Here is an 18,955-nt window from a genome sequence, read left to right on the forward strand (position 1 = left end):
TTTCTATGCTGGAGTTGTTGTTTCTGCTTTTGCCTGTAGCCGCTGCCTATGGCTGGTATATGGGCCGCAGAAGTGCGCAACAAAACAAGCAAGATGAAGCCAACCGCTTGTCGCGTGATTACGTAGCGGGGGTTAACTTTCTGCTTAGTAATCAACAGGATAAAGCGGTAGACCTGTTTCTCGATATGCTTAAAGAGGATACGGGTACCGTTGAAGCCCACCTTACGCTCGGAAACCTGTTCCGTTCGCGTGGCGAAGTTGATCGCGCTATTCGCATCCATCAGACCCTAATGGAAAGCGCCTCGCTGACCTATGAACAGCGTCTGTTGGCGATTCAACAACTGGGGCGTGATTACATGGCCGCCGGGTTATACGACCGCGCGGAAGACATGTTCAATCAACTGACCGATGAAACTGACTTCCGCATTGGCGCGCTGCAACAGTTGCTACAAATCTACCAGGCTACCAGCGAGTGGCAGAAAGCAATTGATGTTGCCGAACGCCTGGTGAAGCTGGGTAAAGATAAGCAGCGCGTCGAAATTGCACATTTCTACTGCGAGATAGCCCTACAGCATATGGCCAGCGACGATCTCGATCGTGCCATGGCCTTGTTAAAAAAAGGTGCGGCGGCAGATAAAAACAGCGCCCGCGTATCCATCATGATGGGACGCGTATTTATGGCGAAAGGAGAATACGCCAAAGCCGTCGAAAGTTTGCAACGCGTGATATCCCAGGACAGAGAACTGGTCAGCGAAACGCTGGAAATGCTGCAAACCTGCTACCAGCAGTTGGGTAAAACTGCCGAATGGGCTGAGTTCCTGCAGCGCGCGGTGGAAGAGAACACCGGTGCCGATGCTGAACTAATGCTTGCGGACATCATCGAAGCGCGCGACGGTAGTGAGGCCGCACAGGTCTATATTACGCGTCAGCTTCAGCGTCATCCGACCATGCGTGTGTTCCATAAGCTAATGGATTACCACTTAAATGAAGCGGAAGAAGGGCGTGCCAAAGAGAGTCTGATGGTGCTGCGTGACATGGTTGGCGAGAAGGTGCGTAGTAAGCCTCGTTATCGCTGCCAGAAATGTGGTTTTACCGCATACACCCTCTACTGGCATTGTCCATCTTGTCGGGCCTGGTCAACCATTAAACCGATTCGCGGTCTTGATGGCCTGTAATTTTTAAAAAAATCCGACTTTAGTTACAACATACTAATTATTGATGTTCCATTGTGCTCCGGTAACTCGGGCGCAGAAAAGCCTGCCAGGGGAGAAATCGCAACTGTTAATTTTTTATTTCCACGGGTAGAATGCTCGCCGTTTACCTGTTTCGCGCCACTTCCGGTGCCCATCATCAAGAAGGTCTGGTCATGACGTTAACTGCTTCATCTTCTTCCCGCGCTGTTACGAATTCTCCTGTGGTTGTTGCCCTTGATTATCATAATCGTGATGCCGCGCTGGCCTTTGTCGACAAGATCGACCCACGCGATTGTCGTCTGAAAGTCGGCAAAGAGATGTTTACGCTGTTTGGACCTCAATTTGTACGCGAACTTCAACAGCGTGGTTTTGATATCTTCCTCGACCTGAAATTTCACGATATTCCCAACACTGCAGCGCACGCTGTCGCTGCTGCAGCTGACTTAGGCGTGTGGATGGTGAATGTTCACGCCTCCGGTGGGGTGCGTATGATGACCGCAGCGCGTGAGGCACTCGTCCCGTTTGGCAAAGATGCACCGCTTTTGATTGCTGTGACGGTGTTGACCAGCATGGAAGCCAGCGACCTGGCCGATCTTGGCGTGACGCTGTCACCTGCAGATTATGCAGAACGTCTGGCGGCACTGACGCAAAAATGTGGCCTTGATGGTGTGGTGTGTTCTGCTCAGGAAGCTGTGCGCTTTAAACAGGTATTCGGTCAGGAGTTCAAACTGGTTACGCCGGGCATTCGTCCGCAGGGGAGTGAAGCTGGTGACCAGCGCCGCATTATGACGCCAGAACAGGCGTTGGCGGCTGGTGTTGATTATATGGTGATTGGTCGCCCGGTAACGCAATCGGTAGATCCAGCGCAAACGCTGAAAGCGATCAACGCCTCTTTACAGCGGAGTGCATGATGAGTGATTCCAACAGCCGTCTGGTCTACTCAACGGAAACCGGACGTATTGATGAGCCAAAAGCGGCCCCTGTACGCCCTAAAGGCGACGGTGTGGTGCGTATTCAGCGTCAGACCAGTGGACGTAAAGGTAAGGGCGTTTGCTTGATTACCGGTGTCGATCTCGATGATGCCGAACTGACAAAACTGGCAGCGGAACTGAAGAAAAAATGCGGCTGCGGCGGGGCAGTTAAAGATGGAATTATTGAAATCCAGGGTGATAAGCGCGATTTATTAAAATCACTGCTTGAAGCGAAAGGGATGAAGGTAAAACTCGCCGGCGGTTAACATAAAAAGCCACGGATATATCCGTGGCTTTAGAATATTTTACTGTGTGTATTATTCAGTTATTTCGTACTGAACAGAATCAAGCGTATTATAATTGCGAGTCGATAATCGACATTTATTTACGATTATTTACCGACCTGGTGACCAATAACACCACCGACGGCTGCACCACCTAATGTACCCAGCGTACTGCCATCGGTCAGTACTGCACCGCCTAATGCACCTGCGCCCGCGCCAATTGCGGTGTTACGGTCTCGTTTAGACCAGTTAGAACAGGCACTCAGAGACATTGCCAGGGTAATTGCCAGAACAGCCGCGGTCATTTTTTTGCTCGTTACAAACATAATACTCTCTCCTGAATTTATGATTCACGGAAGTAAGCTCTCTATAACTATAATAGCTAAGAATAAGCCTGGTGAAATTATTCCGTGAAATCCGCTCGCGCGCAGGGTTATATCACGCAGGTGATAATGACTTCCTGTTATATCGCTGATAATAATTTTATATCTTGAGAGTGTTAATAACAGGTAAATAGTCTTAATTATCAACCAGGAATCATCTTAGAGCGGATGATTTGCAAAACAGCAAATCATCCGTAGAGAAGGGAAATGGTTAAATGTCAACGACGTGAACGGTGAGTTTACTGTGCTCAAGATGCATCAGATCGCTGGCGCGTATTTTCGAATCGGTAATCACGCGATTGAATCGCTCAACGGGGCCGATGGAGTATGAATGTACAGCACCAAATTTCGAACTGTCAGTCAGGACTATCGCTTCGCACTCTTTTTCCAGCACGGCATTGACCACATCGGTACGCATCATATCGCGACCGGTAAACCCAGTTTCAGGCTGCCAGCCATCAATACCAATAAATGCCTTGCTGAAATGCACCTGTTGGATGCACTGGCGTGTCAAAGGACCAACCATACTTTCGCTTTTTTTCTGGTACACGCCACCGAGCAAAATGACTTCACAAGGCGCGTCTTTCAGCAAATGCGCGATGTAGCTGCTGACCGTGATGATCGTGACATTTTTCTTCTGCTCGCCCAGAGTCCGGGCGAGCAGGGCATTGCTGCTGCCATTTTCGATAAAGATGGTTTCGCCCGGTTGAACCAGTGACGCGGCAAACTCGGCGAGTTCACGCTTCAGTGTATAGTTGCTCATCATACGGGTTTCGACGTCATCACTATCAAGCGAAACTGCAAAACCATGTGCACGGCGGAGGTAACTCAGTTTTTCGAGGGTGTTGAGATCCTGGCGAATGGTAACTTCAGAAACTCCAGTGGCTTTTGCCAGATCGGTTACGCTAACCTGACCCTGGTCAATGACCATCTGTAGAATAGTTTGTTGTCGGGAATTCATCGCTGTAATTCTTATAACGTTATAATACTTAATAAAAAAATACTGACGCGCCGGGCATCCTCAAATAGGAAAACCTGAAGGCACGATTGTTAAATCTCCCACGGTGCCTTCGGGATGTCTGGCGTAGATTCAGCAACCTGGCGCAAGAGTTCTGCTTTAAGTATCTCGAGATTATGGATCGCAGAGTGGTAATCGCCTGCCACAAGGATATCTAACACAATATCAATACGTTCGGCAACGCGCTGGGCATCAAATTCAGACATCAAGGACATCCTTATAGCAAAAGGGAGAAAATGAATAATGCAAAAATTGCCGCTAAAAGAGAAGTGTTTAACAGCAACGGTTAATTTTCATCCGGGAATACGATATATAATTACAGAATATATCGCTAAGTATATATATTCATCTACTTATGCGCGCTTCAGATAGCGTTTATACCAACGTTCGAAGGCGACGGCGGGCATCGGTTTGGCAAACAAAAATCCTTGCCGCTCATTGATCCCGTTCTTGGTTAAAAAAGCATCTTCCTTTTTACTCTCCACTCCTTCAGCGATCACCTGAAGATTCAATGCCTGGGCCACAGCGACGATCGCCCGGACCAGCGACTGCGATACAGGTTGTTTGTGAATATCTCGAACAAAAACCTGGTCAAGTTTAATCGCATCGATCGGAAAGCGCGCCAGTTGCGAAAGTGAAGAGTAGCCGGTACCAAAATCGTCCAGATGGACTTGCGCACCTAGTTGGCTAAATTGTTGAATAACAGACAGTGCCAGTTCATCATTCTCAATCAGGCAGCTCTCCGTCAGTTCAACATCAATAGGGCAGTATTCAAAATTGAGTTCCTGGAGAACCTGTTTCAGGGCGGTGAAAATGGTTTGATCGGCGAGCTGACGTGCAGAAATGTTTACCGCCACTCGCAGGTTAATGCCTTTATCCCGCCACTTCGCCACCTGGCGTACGACATCGAGAATCACCCAACGGCCTAAAGGCACAATTAGCCCTGACTCTTCGGCGTAGGAAATAAAGTCCAACGGTGGAATCAACCCACGTTCAGGTGACTGCCAACGTACTAAAGCTTCCAGACTGCGTACTTCGCCACGCCAGGTGATTTTCGGTTGATAGTGAATAACCAACTGATCGTTTTCCAGTGCTTTACGCAAGTTGGTATCCAGCCAGAGATATTCAAATACCCGCTGATTCATTTCTGGGGTAAAAACGCAAAATTGTCCTCGTCCGCCTTCCTTCGCTGTGTACATTGCTGTGTCGGCGTGACGAATAATAGCCGCGCTGTCCGAACCATGTTCGGGAGAGAGTGAAATACCCACTGAACAGCTGGTATAAACTTCAATTAAACCAATGCGGAAGGGGAGTCGTAAGCGGGTCAAAATTCGTGATGCCATTGCTTCCAGCGCGCTTTGTGAGGTATTGGATGCCAGTACCAGAAACTCATCGCCACCTGGACGCGCCAACACCTGATCATGTTCGAGACAGCTTAAAATGGCCAATGACACTTCGCGTAATAGCTGGTCACCAAACAAATGCCCATAAGCGTCGTTGACCTTTTTAAAATTATCCAAATCAAGATACACAACCCCAACTTTATTGTTATCTGCCTGATTAATGGCGTGATCGATTAACTCCTGCATTGCGTTACGATTCGGCAGTCCGGTGATACTGTCGGTATTTGCCAGAATACGCAGTCGCTCCTGAGCGCGGCGCTCTTCGGTAATGTCGGTGCCGGAACAGATTAAAAAAATCTCGTTCTTGCCACTGCCGCTGTGGACAAATTTATTGCGAAACAGAAACAGCCGCTGGCCTTTACGTGTTGGTATCCACAGTTCGACTTCATATGCATTGCCGCTTCGAAAAAATACACGGTTATTGCGCCTGGATGCCGCAGCTTCACGACGGCTCATAAACAGTTTAAACACGCTTTGCCCAATGACGTCGTGTTCTTTCAACCCTGTGTAATCTTCACATAACCGATTGAAGCGTTGGATATTCCCCCGACTGTCGAGAATCACTATTGCGGAATGTGCTTCAGAAACTACCTGCTCAGCAAAGGAAAGCCCGTGTGATAAATCACGAGCAACCGCCGGTGTGTCATGCCATGCCGACGCGTTGCCAGCCCATTCCCGTTTATTGATTTTTCGTCCTACCAGATGCACAGAAAGATCGCTTTCATCGACGGTCAGACTCATCATCAGGCTGGAAGTGATGACCGTCATTTCCCTGATGCGAGCAGCCTGTTCGGCAGATAACTGCAACGTACGTTCAGGTTCTGTGGTTTCGGTGGTAGAAAAGCGCAAAACATCGCTGCTTTCCGTCAACCGCCAGTATGGATTGTGCGATCCGAGAAAGTTGTACAACGTTGTGGACTCCCTAACGGTTTTCATGATGCATATCCTCCGGTTAACAGCGGAGTCCGCGGTTAAATAAAAGGAACAACATGACTTACATGAAATTAACGGCGGCTAAACGCATTGTTTTTTTTATCTATTTATTTGTAATCCAGTTTTGGAAAAACGCCAGTTTTCAAACGAAAGTCAGTTAAAAATCTGCCGGGATATGGCGAAGGTGGAGCGGGGAAATAAACGGCCCATTCATGAGGAATGGGCCGTGAAAGGAGATTACGCGACCGGGCGTGCAATAATGCTGCGGGTTTCCATGCGGACTTCGGCAATGGTGACGTCAATAACGTCGGTCACTTTGTAAGCCGTTTCACCTTTAATTTGTACAGTGCCGTTTTCCTGGCTGCAAACCAGTTCATCGCGCACAGCGTGTAAGAAAGGTGCTGGAATAAAGGCGATAGCGCCGTTATCAACCAAACGCACACGCATGCCGCCACGGCTGATATCGACAATTTCCGCCGCGAAACGGGTGTTGGTTCCGGCTTTGTCTTTCAGGAAGCGTGCGTATAACCAGTCGCCAACATCACGTTCTGCCATTCGGTTGAGACGGCGACGCTCGGCCATTTGGACAGTGATTTCATCCTGCGGACGCGTCGCAGTTTCGCCTTTGATAACCGCTTTCAGCAGACGGTGGTTGATCATGTCGCCATATTTACGGATTGGCGAAGTCCAGGTGGCGTATGCTTCCAGACCGAGGCCAAAGTGAGGACCGGGTTCAGTGCTAATTTCAGCAAATGACTGGAAGCGACGAATGCGGCTGTCGAGGAAACCAGTTGGTTGCGCATCCAGTTCACGACGCAGTTTGCAGAAACCGTCCAGCGTGAGCACTTCTTCGGCATCGACATGCAGACCATGGGTTTTCAGCAACGCCGCCAGCGCGTCGGCATTCGCCGGATCAAAGCCCATATGCACGTTATAGATGCCAAAACCGAGCTTATCGCGCAGTACGCGGGCCGCACAAATGTTAGCGGCAATCATCGCTTCTTCGACGATACGATTGGCAATGCGACGAGGCTCGGCGACGATATCCAGCACTTCACCTTTTTCACCGAGAATAAAGCGGTAATCCGGGCGATCTTTAAATACCAGTGCGTGGTTATTACGCCACTCGCCACGGCGTTGGCAAATTTGCGCTAACAAACGGACTTGTTCGGCAATTGCTTCACTTTCAGGCTGCCAGTCACCGGTATTTTCCAGCCAGTCAGAGACCTGGTCATACACCAGCTTCGCTTTGGATTCGATGGTGGCGGCAAAGAATTCGATATTATCTTCAATGGTGCCATCAGCGGAGAGCGTCATGCGGCATGCCAGTACCGGGCGGACTTCATTGGCGCGCAGTGAGCAGAGATCGTCAGAAAGCTCGCGAGGCAGCATAGGGATGTTGAAGCCAGGCAGATAGTTGGTGAATGCGCGAATTTTCGCGGCTTTGTCCAGCTTGCTGCCTTCTGCGATCCACGCGGTTGGATCGGCAATCGCCACAATCAGCTGCAGTTTGTCATCCGGCAACGCCTTAGCGAAAAGGGCATCATCCATATCTTCCGTGCTGGCACTGTCGATGGTGACAAAATCCAGTGCAGTCAGATCTTCACGAACCAGACCTTCATCAAGCATTTCTGTAGCGACGCCGTCTGGTGCTTCTTTTTCCAGGTTATGGCGCGCCAGGGTAACCCACCACGGTACAAAGTGGTCGTCACCAAAAGTGATGTATTGTGTCAGTTCAGCATAGAAAGAACGATCGCCTTTCAGCGGATGACGGCGCATTTCGGCAACCGCCCAGTCGCCTTCTTTAAACTCGTGGGTCAGGCCACGGGCTGCGCGACAAGGAATAGCGTCTTTTAACAGTGGATGATCAGGAACGATGGCCAGACGGTCATTTTTGCCCTGGACTTTACCCACGAAACGAGTCAGAAACGGCTCAACCAGTTCTTCTGGCTCTGCGGATTCACGATCTTTTTCACTGTGGATCACTGCGATAATTCGGTCGCCATGCATGACTTTTTTCATCTGCGGCGGCGGAATGAAATAACTTTTTTGCGCGTCGACTTCCAGGAAGCCAAAGCCTTTTTCTGTGGCTTTTACCACCCCTTCAGCGCGTGGCGTCTGGGAATGCAGTTGCTGTTTAAGCTGCGCTAGCAGCGGGTTGTCCTGAAACATAATTGTCTATTTTGGTGGCCATTAGAGCGGCTGACAGTTTTACGCGAATCTGTCTGACGCAGCAAGGTTAATATGTCTCACCCAATGCGATTTTTAAGCGATTTATCCAGCCACACATCCCGCTCCATACCAGCAGATTAATAATCTGCGTTGATGATTTTTCGTGTTCGAGTAATGGACTGAATTGGGCGGCGCTAAAGCGATCGGGTGCTCGGGTCAGCCATTGTATCGCCTGAACGGTAGCGCGCTCAACAGAATGACGGTCAGCCCATTGGTTAATTTCATTTTCGCCCTTGCGCAGAAGGGGGCTGATTTTTTTATATTCATTTGATGAATTCATACAGGCGGCAAAACAAGCAGGACTGCCATTAATACGCGCGCATAACAACGCCGCAAGCTGGTTACCCGGCCGTGTGTTATTTAACAACTGTTCGAGAAGGGAAAGTGAATTAGGGTGGAGAGAGAGCGTTTCAGCCAGTTGGCACAGTTCTGCAGTTGAACTTTTTGTCTGTTCTTCAGGGAGTTTTTCCACCTCATAGCAGCTTCGCCAGCGTATTGATTCAACCGTAAACAGTGACGCGTCGGCGTACTTTTGTATCTCCAGACCGGGTAACCAGCGTACCGGATGCCCGAGATAAGCCTGAAATGTCGCAATTGCCCGCGCCTGAAAGCCAATAAAACCAATTATTTGGTTGATTATCACACAGTCCCAGGCAGTAAGACCGACGTCATTCAGATGTTGGCGCGATCGGTTGTCGATAATAGAAGGCGAGCTGGCCAGTTGGCGGGCATATTGCGTGATTTGTGCCAACCGATGATTACTTTCCCTGGAGGAATCAGGCCCGGGGAGCGGCGTAAGTCGCGCCGAATAGTAGTTACATAACCGCTGGACGCCGCAAACCTGAGCAACCGTCAGGGCCGTCGACAAGCGTTCATAAGCGGTGAAGGTCTGTGAACGGGTCACAGTAAGCTGGTCAGGGAACAACTCCGCTGCAAGAATGCGCGCCGGGACCATCCATGAAAGGAAGGGGGCCAGCGTTTCTTCATCAAGGATCACGTCGAGCAGAAAGGGATCGCGAACCTTTGCGGCTTCCGGGACCAGAGGCAGAACGTCATTCTCCGCAGTACTGGATTGCGTTTCATGATACCAGTGGCTTTTGCCGGTGATGTGGCGTTGTTCCATGGGCGCTCCTTGGTCGTAAAGGAAATCGTTATCCTGACGCAAGGCGGGAAGGGGAGAAAGACGGATCGGCGATAACAAATATCAGAAAGGTATAACAGAGATAATGGGCGGCAGAACGCCGCCCATCTTGACCAACAGAACGATTATTTCAGTTCGAGTTCGTTCATTGCAGCGATGCTGAAACCGCCGTCAACGTGGACCACTTCACCGGAGATACCGGCAGAGAGATCGGAGCACAGGAATGCCGCAGAGTTACCCACATCTTCAATAGTAACGGTACGGCGAATCGGGGTAACGGCTTCGCAATGAGCCAGCATTTTGCGGAAGTCTTTGATACCGGAAGCCGCCAGAGTACGGATCGGACCAGCAGAGATGGCGTTAACACGCACACCTTCCGGACCCATCGCGTTCGCCATATAGCGCACGTTCGCTTCCAGAGACGCTTTTGCCAGACCCATAACGTTGTAGTTCGGGATAGCGCGCTCAGCGCCAAGGTAGGAAAGGGTCAGCAGGGCAGAACCCGGATTCAGCATGGAGCGGCAAGCTTTTGCCATTGCAACGAAGCTGTAGGAGCTGATGTCGTGGGCAATTTTGAAGCCTTCACGAGTAACGGCGTTAACATAGTCACCATCCAGCTGATCGCCAGGTGCAAAACCAATAGAGTGTACGAAACCGTCAAATTTCGGCCAAACTTTCCCCAGTTCAGCGAACATGGTGTCGATGCTGGCATCTTCGGCAACATCGCACTGCAGAACGATGTCAGAACCCAATTGAGCGGCAAATTCTTCTACGCGGCCTTTCAGTTTGTCGTTCTGGTAGGTGAATGCCAGTTCAGCTCCTTCGCGGTGCATCGCCTGAGCGATACCGTAGGCGATGGACAGTTTGCTGGCAACACCGGTTACCAGAATGCGCTTACCGGAAAGAAAACCCATAGCTTTAATCCTTATTGTTGATACTCGTTTCAGTGCCTGTACATCAGGCAGCTTTTCTCTTGAGAAAGAGGAAGACCGAAAAAGCTATTATAAGCGACGAAAGGACTAAAGAGCCAGAGCGTTGCACAGCAGGAACTTTTGTTAAGAAAAACAGTCAAAACACGCTGTTCATTATGGATTAAAAAAGGACGTTATGATGACAATGTATCAGGAATATTTGGCCGGGCTTGCCGCACATTTGCCAACGGATGTCAGGGCATTATTTGCAACACTGTCTGGAGCGCAAGAAAGCGATATAACAGAACTTCTCCATGAATATCCTGATTCTTCAGAGGATTTACTCGGTTTGCTTCGCCAGATCAAGGGAACTTATTTTCAACAACATCAGGATAAAAAGGTATTTTTACCCGTTTTAGGGGCGGATGTTGAAGGCGGAGAATATCCCTATTATCTCCAGTCTGCCCAGCAGATTTTGGAGGAAAGAAAGTCATGGTTTGGTCAAGAATCCATCATGAAAATCTACGATGGGCAAATGGATGAAGTCGATGTTGATGAACGTATAGATCCAACTGTACCGTTTCATCGCTGGCTCTGTTTTGCTCATTGCATTAATAATGGCGGCACTTCACGTTTATATATCGACTTTTCTCCATCTCCAAAAGGAAAATCTGGACAAATTGTTCGTTATTTACATGATCCCGATAGCTATCAGGTCATTGCTGATAATTTTGCACAATATGTACAGGATATTATGCAAAATGAGTATCCCTTTATCGACCCTGATGCTATCGGTGAAGAATATTGTACTAGCCAGGAAACCTGTTAACGGTCCTTACGCCACGCATCCGCCGTCAATGCCTCGCCAAAATGACCGGCGATCAGCCGTTTGGTGAGTTCATGCAGCGGCGATGCCAGCACATCTGCGGTGCTGCCTCGCTCGACAACCTCTCCCTGATGCATCACCAGCACCTGGTCGCTAATGTGCTTCATCATTCCGATATGCTGGGTAACATAAATATACGAAATGCCCTGTTTTTCCTGTAATTCCAGCATCAGATTAATCAACTGCGAACGCATCGACATATCCAGTGAGGCGAGGGCTTCATCGGCAATAATCACTTTTGGGCGCAATATCAGCGCGCGTGCCAGACCCAGACGTTGTTTTTGTCCGGGCGCCAACATATGCGGATAGTAACTGACGTGATCCGGTAGCAGCCCAACCATCCGCATCGTTTCAATAATCTGTTTGCGACGCTGTTCAGGTTCCAGATCGGTGTTCAGACGCAGTGGAAAATCCAGAATTTGCGAGATACGTTGACGGGGATTCAACGAGGTCGAAGGATCCTGAAAAATCATGCGAATACGCTGACTGCGGAAGGAATAATCGCCAAAATGCAGCGGATGATCGTCAATCAATAACTCGCCGCTGGTAGGTTCTATCATTCCCGCCAGCATTTTTGCCAGCGTGGATTTACCCGAACCATTCTCGCCGATAATCGCCAGTGTCTGGCCTTCACGTAGCGTAAAGCTCAAGGGTTTTACCGCTTCTACGGTCTGACGACGAAACCAGCCGGTCCGGTAGCGGAACGTTTTACTTAAATTACGCACTTCAAGTAGCGTTTCGATCATCTCACTCTTTCTCCATGTTCAGTGGGAAATGACAGGCATAGAGATGATTTTTCGCCCCCGTCAAACGTGGCGTCACAATGCATTCTCGTTGTGCATACGGGCAACGTGGCCCCAGACGACAACCAATCGGTAACTGTTCCAGCAGCGGGATAGCGCCTGGCAGCGTATTGAGGCGACTTTTATGCGGCATCGCGCTGCCGAAGTCTGGTATCGCGCGGATCAGCGCCTGGGTATAAGGATGGTGTGGCATCGTCACCAACTCCTTACTGGGCGCGGTTTCCACCGTTTGACCGCAGTAAAGCACGTTAATTTTATCCGCCCATTGGCTAAGCATTTGTAAGTCATGGCTGATAAGCAAAATAGTGGTATTGCTGTTTTGGTTGAGACGCGTCAGCAGGCGAAAGATTTGCGCCTGGGTTGTTGGCTCCATTGAGTTGGTCGGTTCGTCAGCAATTAGCAGACGCGGTTGATTCGCCAGTGCAATGGCTATCATCACTTTCTGACATTCACCTTCGGTCAACTCATAGGGAAAACTGCGCATCGCATCTTTGTGATCTTTAATCCCCACACGGTGCAGTAGTTCAATGGCACGGCGTTTGCGCCAGCCAAAACGCTGCCACCAACGGCCTTTATAGGTCCAGGCTGGGATGTTTTGCATCAACTGACGACCCACACGTTCTGAAGGGTCAAGACAAGACTGCGGTTCCTGGAAAATCATCGACACGTTGTGACCAACCAGCTTGCGCCGTTCGCGTGCGGAGAGACGCAGCAAATCGATATCATCAAAACGCATACGGTCAGCAGTAACACGCCAGTTATCTTTATTCACCCCACAAATTGCTTTTGCAATCAAACTTTTGCCGGAACCGGATTCGCCAACAAGACCGCGGATTTCACCTTCGGTTAAGGTCATACTTACGCGGTCGACGGCTTTAACCCACTCATCACCGGTTTTAAATTCAATGGTCAGGTTACGAATATCGAGTAATGGCATTATTCCACCCCCGCAATAATTGCACGACGAACACCGTCGCCAAGGAGGTTAACCAACAGCACGCTAATCATAATTGCCGCACCTGGCAGCATGACCGTCCACGGGGCGACATAAATCAGTTCCAGCGCATCACCGAGCATCGCTCCCCATTCAGGCGAGGGGAGTTGTGCGCCGAGATCGAGAAAGCCCAGCGCGGCGATGTCAAGAATTGCCATCGACAGTGCGCGGGTGATTTCGGTGACCAGCCCGGCGGTGATGTTAGGCATCACCGCAAACCAGAGAATATTCAGCGTTGATGCGCCATCCAGACGGGCGGCGATAACGTACTCTTTTTCCAGTTCGTCATGCACCATGCTGTAAATTGAACGTACCATACGCGGCAGCAGCGCCAGCCAGACGGCAAACATGGCGTGCGACAAACTCGGTCCGGCAAACGCTACAACGATAATTGCCAGCAATAGGGAAGGGATCGCCAGTAAGGTATCCAGAATATGGTTAAGCACCGCTGAGCGTAGGCCGTGCGTCGCCCCGGCGAAGGTGCCCAGTACCAGGCCACAGATCGTCGCGGCAAGCGTCACCACAAATGCGCCACCTACGGTTGGCGCAGCTCCGCTCAGTAAACGGCTTAAAACATCGCGTCCGAGGTCGTCAGTCCCCAGGAAGAAAGAAACTTCGCCATAGCGTGACCATGAAGGCGGCAATAATTGATAGCCGAGAAATTGCTGATCGATTCCGTAAGGCGCAAACCAGCCGCCAAAAATACACAGTACAGCCAGTCCCGCGCAGCCGTACAGACCGACCATCGCAGAGGCATCACTATAAAATTTGCGCCAGGCGGTACGCAGCGTGCCCGGCGGGCGCTTTTCGCTGTATACGCTATCGTAAGGCATACCATTCCTTATGTTTCAGAGGGTTAGCCATGGCACCCAAAATATCAGAAATCACGTTAACAATAATGACCAGTGAGCCACACACCATCACTCCGGCGGAAATGGCCGCGTAATCTTGCTGGCGGATGGCGTTAATTAACCAGCGCCCTAAACCCGGCCAGCTAAAAACCATTTCGGTGATCATCGCCAGCGTCAGCATGGTAGAAAACTGTAAGCCCAGGCGAGGAATAACTGGAGGTAACGCGTTATGCAGAACGTGGCGACGCAAAATAGTAAAGCGTGACAACCCGCGTGTCGCCGCCGCTTTCACATAGTTCTGGTCATACACTTCGATAGTGCTGATACGCATCAGTCGGATGACTTCAGTTGTTGGCGCAACCGACAAGGTGATAACGGGCAATACCATATGACGTATTGCGCTCATAATCATTTCATCCCGCCACGGTGAGTCCGAAAGCCAGGCATCAATCAACGCAAAACCGGTAATCGGTTTCACTTCGTAGAGCAGATCGAAACGCCCTGAAACGGGCAACCAACCTAGCGTGAGTGAACAAAACAGCGTCAATAGAAGCGCCAGCCAGAACACCGGGATTGAAAAGCCCAGTAAGGCGATGGCGTTGATCAAGTTATCCTGCCACTTATGGCGCGTAATCCCGGCAATCATTCCTACGGGGATGCCAACAATCAGCGCAAAACCGAAGGCGAGGATGCACAGTTCCATCGTCGCCGGGAAGACCTCTTTTAACTGTTCGGCAATCGGTTGACCGTTAATGCTGGAAACACCAAAATCCCAGTGGATCAGGCCGTTAAACCAGAACACCCAGGCATTCCACAGTGACGCGCCTTGTAACGGCGCATGTGGGGTGAAATAGCTCAAGCTAAAGCCAACGAACGTCAGCAGGAACAAGGTGACAATCAATAACAAAATGCGGCGTAAGGTGAAGATAATCATGGTTTTTTCACCTCATCCTGTTTCTCGCGATACACACCAGCAAAGGAGGCGTTACCAAACGGGCTAAGAACCAGCCCTTTGATATCGTAACGGTAGGCTTGCAAGCGCAATGACGACGCCAGCGGCAAAATGGGCAATTCCTGCGCCAGAATACTTTGCGCTTCGTCATAGGCTTCAATACGCGCCGCTAGCTGCTGCGAGGAGAGCGCCTTACGCAACACGCTGTCGAATTTCGGATCGCACCAGTGGGCGAGGTTGGTCTGGGAATGTATTGCTGCGCAGCTCAGTAGCGGACGAAAGAAACTGTCCGGATCGTTACTGTCTGTCGCCCAACCGGATAACGTCAGATCATGGCTCATATCCATCAACCGCGCCTCCTGAAAACGACCTTCTACCGGCACAATCACCACTTTTACGCCAACCTGCGCCATATCCGCCTGAATCAGTTCGGCGGTTTTCAGTGGACTGGGGTTCCACGCCTGCGAACGTGTTGGCACCCACAGTTTCAGCGTTAAGTTTTCCAGCCCCAACGCCTTCAACTGTTCGCGCGATTTCGCCGGATTGTATTCAGTAATTTTAGCCTCGTTGTCATAGGCCCACGAGGCGCGCGGTAAAATAGAGGCCGCCGTTTCAGCCGTACCATAATAGATGGATTGCATCAGGCGCTGGTTATTGATCGCCAACGCCAGCGCATGGCGGACCGCCGGATTATTTAGCGGCGGTTTAGCGGTGTTAAACGCCAGATAGGCGACGTTCATCCCCGGGCGCAGCGTTAAACGCAAACGCGGGTCGTCACGCAAAATGGATAGCTGACTGGCTGCAGGCCAGGCCAGGACGTCGCACTCCCCGGTCAGGAGTTTCGACAGACGTCCGGTACCGCCAGAGCCTAAATCCACCACCACCTGCGGCATTAACGGTTTACCGCGCCAGAAGTCATCATGACGTTGTAGGCGAATAAATTGCCCGGCGCGGTATTCCGACAACTGATACGGTCCAGTGCCGACCGGTTGACGGTCGAGTTGCTCCTGGCGATCTTCTTTCTCTAACTTCCGGGCATATTCTGCCGACATGACCGAAGCATAATGGGTCGCCAGGTGCCACAAAAAAGAAGCATCCGGCTGGGCGAGTCGGAACTCAACGGTATGATTATCCAGTTTGCGAACGCTTTTAACGTTATCGGCAAATTGCAGGCTGTCGAAGTAGGGAAAGTTGCTGCCGTTGACGTTATGCCACGGGTTGTTACGGTCAAAAATTCGCTGGAAGGTAAACACCACATCGTCGGCATTCATTTTACGAGTGGGAGTAAACCAGTCGGTTTTTTGAAACGGAACATCGCGACGCAGGTGGAAGCGATAGGTCGCGCCGTTGTCGAGCACTTCCCAGCTTTCGGCAAGTTCCGGCATCAGGCGATAGGTATAGGGATCGACATCCAGGAGTCGATCATAAAACTGGGCGGCAAGGGTATCGACAATTAACCCACTGCTCGCTTTGGATGGGTTAAAGGTGTTGACTTGCCCGCTGACGCAATAGACAAAACCGCTGTCGCGGATATCAGCATGCGGGGGGGATTCAGGCGCGGCGATTGCCTGACCACTCACAAGTCCAGCAATCACCAAAAGAGACGATAATACCTGGCGCATAATATTAAGGGATTTTATGTAAAGAGGCTATCTTACTAATATTTAATGACATTTGCCATTACCGTTTGTGTTCAGGGGTCGTAATGAGGGCCGTGTGGTTGGTCGTTGAACAGGTGACGTCGCCATCTGTTCAACATTCGTACCCGTGATTTCTCTATAACTATAACTCACAGAACAACTTAGCGAGGAGCAGAGCGGTACGATCGTGAGAAACCCATTAAAGCACGCTGCAGTGCGTGTCATTTTTAGCCGGATGCGGCGTGAACGCTTTATCCGGGCAACGATACTGACCGAGCGTCTGCAATGAAATAATTACTCATTACCCCATTGATTCAAAAACTCTGCGATCTCATCAATGCGTACGGGATTAATCCCCGCTTCAGCAGCCATTTCATGTTGGGCTTCTTCGCTGATCTCTTCATTGTTCATCAAACGGGTGAGCAGTAACTGGAAGTAGTGGGCCAGCGGTGTGCGTTCAGCGTCTGCGACAGGCTCTGCGCATTCGGTCGCGTACTCATCGGCAATATCAAAATATTTTAGCGGGATATCGTGGTTCATTATTTGCCCCTGGGGTTAATGCGCTAAGCATAAGGGCGGATGATAGCACTCGTGATCCGGGTCATACATCTTTTTATAGTTAATGGCGCGGCGCATTACCCTCAGGCAGGATAATGCGCCGCGCATCCGACTATTACGTTTCGCTCACCGGCGTTCTGTCACCATCATACAACGGCACTTTGCGATAGCGGCGGATCAGATACCACAAATATGCGCCGCCTAATGAAGCCCATACCAGACCGAGTGTCAGTGACGTTGACTCGAGGTTAACCCACAGCACACCCACCGTCAGCGCGCCAACCAGCGGCATCAGCAAATAGTGGAAGTGATCCTTCCAGCTTTTATTCATTCCTTTACGCCGCCAGAAATGATTAAACACCGACAGGTTAACGAAGGTAAACGCCACCAGAGCACCGAAGTTAATCAATGCTGTCGCGGTGACTAAATCAAAGAACAGCGCTGACAACGCGACAATCCCGACCATAATGACATTCAGTGCCGGAGTCCGCCATTTCGGGTGCACATAGCCAAACACGCGTTCCGGAAACACATTGTCGCGCCCCATCACATACAGCAGACGCGACACGCTGGCATGTGACGCCAGGCCAGACGCTAACGTGTTCACAAACGTCGTGCAGAGGAAAATCGACTGGAACAACTTGCCGCCAACGTACAGTGCGATTTCCGGCAGTGCGGCGTCCGGATCTTTAAAGCGGCTGATATCCGGGAAGAACAGCTGCATAAAGAACGACGCGGCGATAAAGATAACGCCGCCGTACACCGCCGTCAGGAAGATGGCTTTCGGGATCACGCGTGCGGCGTCCGGCGTCTCTTCTGAAAGCGTGGTCACCGCATCAAAACCGAGGAACGAGAAACAGACAATCGTCGCCCCGGTAATAATCGGGATCAGGTGCGCGTTCTCGCTGATAAACGGCTGAAGTGACCAGACGGTGCCAACGCCTTCTCCTTTATGTAGTCCCTGAACCACCAGGAAGATAAACACCACCATGATGGAGATTTGCACCAGTACAAACAAGGTATTGAAGTTAGCGACCAGGTTGACGCTCTTCAGATTCGCGGCGGTTAAAATGGCGACGAAGGTTACCACCCACACCCACGGCGGCACTTCCGGGAAGAGGGCGGAGAGATAGATTTTCGCCAACAAAACGTTGATCATCGGCAAAAAGAGATAATCCAGCAGCGATGACCAGCCGACCATAAATCCGACGTGCGGGTTAATCGACTTTTGCGCGTAGGTATAGGCCGAACCGGCCTCCGGAAACTGGCGAACCAGTTTGCCGTAGCTGATCGCGGTAAACAGCACACCCGCCAGCGCCAGCAAATAGGACGCCGGAACGTGACCGTCGCTAATGCCGGAAACAATGCCAAAGGTATCGAACACAGTCATCGGCGTGAGATAGGCCAGACCCATCATCACCACCTGCCACAATTTCAGTGATTTTCGCAGACGGGTTTTGCCGGGTTGCGCAGCAATATTCAGTGGTGAATTAATAGCCATAATTGCTGCCTCCCCTGCGTAATAAGGTTTGCGGTCGTATCGACCTGAAATCAAACCTGTTTAGCAAGGGAAGCAAAGGGGGCGGAGTCCAGTCAGTCGCAGGAGGGGCGCATACGCAGCCTCCCTCGCCATGCGGGGATTTAATCATCGGCATCATCTCATTTCCTCGTCACAGTCTTAATCGTTAACGGAAGCCCGTTGCCGCCTGCGCTCCATAACGCGACATCCGGGAAATGTCTGGATTACCAGCAAATGTCAGGCCTGGCTCCGCTCAGGCCGCTGAAACAACCCCGCAAGGGGT

The 18,955-nt window shown here is 50.6% G+C and carries 21 protein-coding genes; 6 read left to right on the forward strand and 15 right to left on the reverse strand.

Annotation, left to right across the window (positions count from 1 at the left end; genetic code table 11):
* The first annotated feature begins 5 nt into the window (after positions 1-5).
* The 3 genes from lapB (at position 6) to yciH (ending at position 2,430) form a co-directional block, all read left to right on the forward strand.
* Complete coding sequence (gene lapB / locus BEB42_RS11640) at positions 6-1,175, forward strand: lipopolysaccharide assembly protein LapB (RefSeq protein WP_000891336.1); 1,170 nt, start codon at positions 6-8, stop codon at positions 1,173-1,175.
* Positions 1,176-1,366: 191 nt separating this feature from the next.
* Entirely contained in the window at positions 1,367-2,104 is a 738-nt protein-coding gene (gene pyrF, locus BEB42_RS11645; protein ID WP_024218644.1) for an orotidine-5'-phosphate decarboxylase, read from the forward strand.
* The gene (gene yciH / locus BEB42_RS11650) at positions 2,104-2,430 is read left to right on the forward strand and encodes a stress response translation initiation inhibitor YciH (RefSeq protein ID WP_001353236.1); all 327 of its coding nucleotides are present in this window, start codon (positions 2,104-2,106) and stop codon (positions 2,428-2,430) included. The genes pyrF and yciH overlap by 1 nt, the downstream gene beginning before the upstream one ends.
* 125 nt (positions 2,431-2,555) lie before the next feature.
* Here the strand turns inward: yciH and osmB are convergent, their stop codons facing one another.
* The 3 genes from osmB to BEB42_RS11665 form a co-directional block, all read right to left on the reverse strand.
* The gene (osmB, locus tag BEB42_RS11655) at positions 2,556-2,774 is read right to left on the reverse strand and encodes an osmotically-inducible lipoprotein OsmB (RefSeq protein ID WP_000498253.1); all 219 of its coding nucleotides are present in this window, start codon (positions 2,772-2,774) and stop codon (positions 2,556-2,558) included.
* 268 nt (positions 2,775-3,042) lie between these two features.
* Positions 3,043-3,792, reverse strand: coding sequence for a DNA-binding transcriptional regulator YciT (gene yciT / locus BEB42_RS11660; protein ID WP_001088621.1), 750 nt, complete (start codon positions 3,790-3,792; stop codon positions 3,043-3,045).
* Between the two features lie 89 nt (positions 3,793-3,881).
* Positions 3,882-4,055, reverse strand: a complete 174-nt coding sequence (locus tag BEB42_RS11665; RefSeq protein WP_001288368.1) for a YciZ family protein — start codon at positions 4,053-4,055, stop codon at positions 3,882-3,884.
* Positions 4,056-4,092: 37 nt separating this feature from the next.
* On the opposite strand from BEB42_RS11665, the gene BEB42_RS26685 reads away from it, so the two are divergent.
* The gene (locus tag BEB42_RS26685) at positions 4,093-4,221 is read left to right on the forward strand and encodes a hypothetical protein (protein WP_213054837.1); all 129 of its coding nucleotides are present in this window, start codon (positions 4,093-4,095) and stop codon (positions 4,219-4,221) included.
* On the opposite strand, the gene pdeR is transcribed toward BEB42_RS26685, so the two are convergent.
* The gene (gene pdeR / locus BEB42_RS11670) at positions 4,203-6,188 is read right to left on the reverse strand and encodes a cyclic di-GMP phosphodiesterase (protein WP_000859968.1); all 1,986 of its coding nucleotides are present in this window, start codon (positions 6,186-6,188) and stop codon (positions 4,203-4,205) included. The genes BEB42_RS26685 and pdeR overlap by 19 nt on opposite strands.
* 53 nt (positions 6,189-6,241) lie before the next feature.
* On the opposite strand from pdeR, the gene BEB42_RS11675 reads away from it, so the two are divergent.
* The gene (locus BEB42_RS11675; protein ID WP_000221855.1) at positions 6,242-6,346 is read left to right on the forward strand and encodes a hypothetical protein; all 105 of its coding nucleotides are present in this window, start codon (positions 6,242-6,244) and stop codon (positions 6,344-6,346) included.
* Between the two features lie 76 nt (positions 6,347-6,422).
* On the opposite strand, the gene rnb is transcribed toward BEB42_RS11675, so the two are convergent.
* The 3 genes from rnb to fabI all read right to left on the reverse strand — a co-directional run bounded on the left by rnb (position 6,423) and on the right by fabI (position 10,472).
* A complete protein-coding gene (gene rnb, locus BEB42_RS11680) occupies positions 6,423-8,357 on the reverse strand; it encodes an exoribonuclease II (protein ID WP_105267377.1) in 1,935 nt (644 codons plus the stop codon).
* Between the two features lie 67 nt (positions 8,358-8,424).
* Positions 8,425-9,540 carry a carboxymuconolactone decarboxylase family protein gene (locus BEB42_RS11685; RefSeq protein ID WP_105267378.1) on the reverse strand — a complete coding sequence of 372 codons (1,116 nt, stop codon included), beginning with the start codon at positions 9,538-9,540 and terminating at the stop codon, positions 8,425-8,427.
* 143 nt (positions 9,541-9,683) lie between these two features.
* Positions 9,684-10,472 carry an enoyl-ACP reductase FabI gene (fabI, locus tag BEB42_RS11690; RefSeq protein ID WP_000506490.1) on the reverse strand — a complete coding sequence of 263 codons (789 nt, stop codon included), beginning with the start codon at positions 10,470-10,472 and terminating at the stop codon, positions 9,684-9,686.
* A gap of 193 nt (positions 10,473-10,665) precedes the next feature.
* Between fabI and BEB42_RS11695 the strand changes: the two genes are divergently transcribed.
* A complete protein-coding gene (locus tag BEB42_RS11695) occupies positions 10,666-11,298 on the forward strand; it encodes an SMI1/KNR4 family protein (protein WP_198444746.1) in 633 nt (210 codons plus the stop codon).
* Here BEB42_RS11695 and sapF read toward each other — a convergent pair.
* The 8 genes from sapF to BEB42_RS26245 all read right to left on the reverse strand — a co-directional run bounded on the left by sapF (position 11,295) and on the right by BEB42_RS26245 (position 18,808).
* Positions 11,295-12,101 carry a peptide ABC transporter ATP-binding protein SapF gene (gene sapF / locus BEB42_RS11700; protein ID WP_000573407.1) on the reverse strand — a complete coding sequence of 269 codons (807 nt, stop codon included), beginning with the start codon at positions 12,099-12,101 and terminating at the stop codon, positions 11,295-11,297. The genes BEB42_RS11695 and sapF overlap by 4 nt on opposite strands.
* Position 12,102: 1 nt before the next feature.
* On the reverse strand, positions 12,103-13,095 hold the full coding sequence (gene sapD / locus BEB42_RS11705; protein WP_001128858.1) for a peptide ABC transporter ATP-binding protein SapD: 993 nt from the start codon (positions 13,093-13,095) through the stop codon (positions 12,103-12,105).
* On the reverse strand, positions 13,095-13,985 hold the full coding sequence (sapC, locus tag BEB42_RS11710; protein WP_001146163.1) for a peptide ABC transporter permease SapC: 891 nt from the start codon (positions 13,983-13,985) through the stop codon (positions 13,095-13,097). The genes sapD and sapC overlap by 1 nt, the downstream gene beginning before the upstream one ends.
* Positions 13,972-14,937: a putrescine export ABC transporter permease SapB gene (sapB, locus tag BEB42_RS11715; protein ID WP_105267380.1), complete on the reverse strand. Its 966-nt coding sequence runs from the start codon at positions 14,935-14,937 to the stop codon at positions 13,972-13,974. The genes sapC and sapB overlap by 14 nt, the downstream gene beginning before the upstream one ends.
* On the reverse strand, positions 14,934-16,577 hold the full coding sequence (gene sapA / locus BEB42_RS11720) for an ABC transporter substrate-binding protein SapA (RefSeq protein WP_001250213.1): 1,644 nt from the start codon (positions 16,575-16,577) through the stop codon (positions 14,934-14,936). The genes sapB and sapA overlap by 4 nt, the downstream gene beginning before the upstream one ends.
* Positions 16,578-16,889: 312 nt before the next feature.
* Positions 16,890-17,135, reverse strand: a complete 246-nt coding sequence (locus BEB42_RS11730; RefSeq protein WP_001015099.1) for a YmjA family protein — start codon at positions 17,133-17,135, stop codon at positions 16,890-16,892.
* 133 nt (positions 17,136-17,268) lie between these two features.
* A complete protein-coding gene (puuP, locus tag BEB42_RS11735) occupies positions 17,269-18,654 on the reverse strand; it encodes a putrescine/proton symporter PuuP (protein ID WP_000996856.1) in 1,386 nt (461 codons plus the stop codon).
* Positions 18,644-18,808, reverse strand: a complete 165-nt coding sequence (locus BEB42_RS26245; RefSeq protein ID WP_123058307.1) for a YmjE family protein — start codon at positions 18,806-18,808, stop codon at positions 18,644-18,646. Before BEB42_RS26245 ends, puuP begins: the two co-directional genes overlap by 11 nt.
* Between the last annotated feature and the right edge of the window lie 147 nt (positions 18,809-18,955).

This window comes from Escherichia sp. MOD1-EC5990 (genome assembly GCF_002965285.1).
Classification (GTDB): domain Bacteria; phylum Pseudomonadota; class Gammaproteobacteria; order Enterobacterales; family Enterobacteriaceae; genus Escherichia; species Escherichia coli_F.

Coding starts and splice junctions, on each gene's coding strand:
- lapB (WP_000891336.1), top strand. CDS start 6: ATGCTGGAGTTGTTGTTTCTGCTTTTGCCTGTAGCCGCTGCCTATGGC.
- pyrF (WP_024218644.1), top strand. CDS start 1,367: ATGACGTTAACTGCTTCATCTTCTTCCCGCGCTGTTACGAATTCTCCT.
- yciH (WP_001353236.1), top strand. CDS start 2,104: ATGAGTGATTCCAACAGCCGTCTGGTCTACTCAACGGAAACCGGACGT.
- osmB (WP_000498253.1), bottom strand. CDS start 2,774: ATGTTTGTAACGAGCAAAAAAATGACCGCGGCTGTTCTGGCAATTACC.
- yciT (WP_001088621.1), bottom strand. CDS start 3,792: ATGAATTCCCGACAACAAACTATTCTACAGATGGTCATTGACCAGGGT.
- BEB42_RS11665 (WP_001288368.1), bottom strand. CDS start 4,055: ATGTCTGAATTTGATGCCCAGCGCGTTGCCGAACGTATTGATATTGTG.
- BEB42_RS26685 (WP_213054837.1), top strand. CDS start 4,093: ATGCAAAAATTGCCGCTAAAAGAGAAGTGTTTAACAGCAACGGTTAAT.
- pdeR (WP_000859968.1), bottom strand. CDS start 6,188: ATGAAAACCGTTAGGGAGTCCACAACGTTGTACAACTTTCTCGGATCG.
- BEB42_RS11675 (WP_000221855.1), top strand. CDS start 6,242: ATGACTTACATGAAATTAACGGCGGCTAAACGCATTGTTTTTTTTATC.
- rnb (WP_105267377.1), bottom strand. CDS start 8,357: ATGTTTCAGGACAACCCGCTGCTAGCGCAGCTTAAACAGCAACTGCAT.
- BEB42_RS11685 (WP_105267378.1), bottom strand. CDS start 9,540: ATGGAACAACGCCACATCACCGGCAAAAGCCACTGGTATCATGAAACG.
- fabI (WP_000506490.1), bottom strand. CDS start 10,472: ATGGGTTTTCTTTCCGGTAAGCGCATTCTGGTAACCGGTGTTGCCAGC.
- BEB42_RS11695 (WP_198444746.1), top strand. CDS start 10,666: ATGATGACAATGTATCAGGAATATTTGGCCGGGCTTGCCGCACATTTG.
- sapF (WP_000573407.1), bottom strand. CDS start 12,101: ATGATCGAAACGCTACTTGAAGTGCGTAATTTAAGTAAAACGTTCCGC.
- sapD (WP_001128858.1), bottom strand. CDS start 13,095: ATGCCATTACTCGATATTCGTAACCTGACCATTGAATTTAAAACCGGT.
- sapC (WP_001146163.1), bottom strand. CDS start 13,985: ATGCCTTACGATAGCGTATACAGCGAAAAGCGCCCGCCGGGCACGCTG.
- sapB (WP_105267380.1), bottom strand. CDS start 14,937: ATGATTATCTTCACCTTACGCCGCATTTTGTTATTGATTGTCACCTTG.
- sapA (WP_001250213.1), bottom strand. CDS start 16,577: ATGCGCCAGGTATTATCGTCTCTTTTGGTGATTGCTGGACTTGTGAGT.
- BEB42_RS11730 (WP_001015099.1), bottom strand. CDS start 17,135: ATGAACCACGATATCCCGCTAAAATATTTTGATATTGCCGATGAGTAC.
- puuP (WP_000996856.1), bottom strand. CDS start 18,654: ATGGCTATTAATTCACCACTGAATATTGCTGCGCAACCCGGCAAAACC.
- BEB42_RS26245 (WP_123058307.1), bottom strand. CDS start 18,808: ATGCCGATGATTAAATCCCCGCATGGCGAGGGAGGCTGCGTATGCGCC.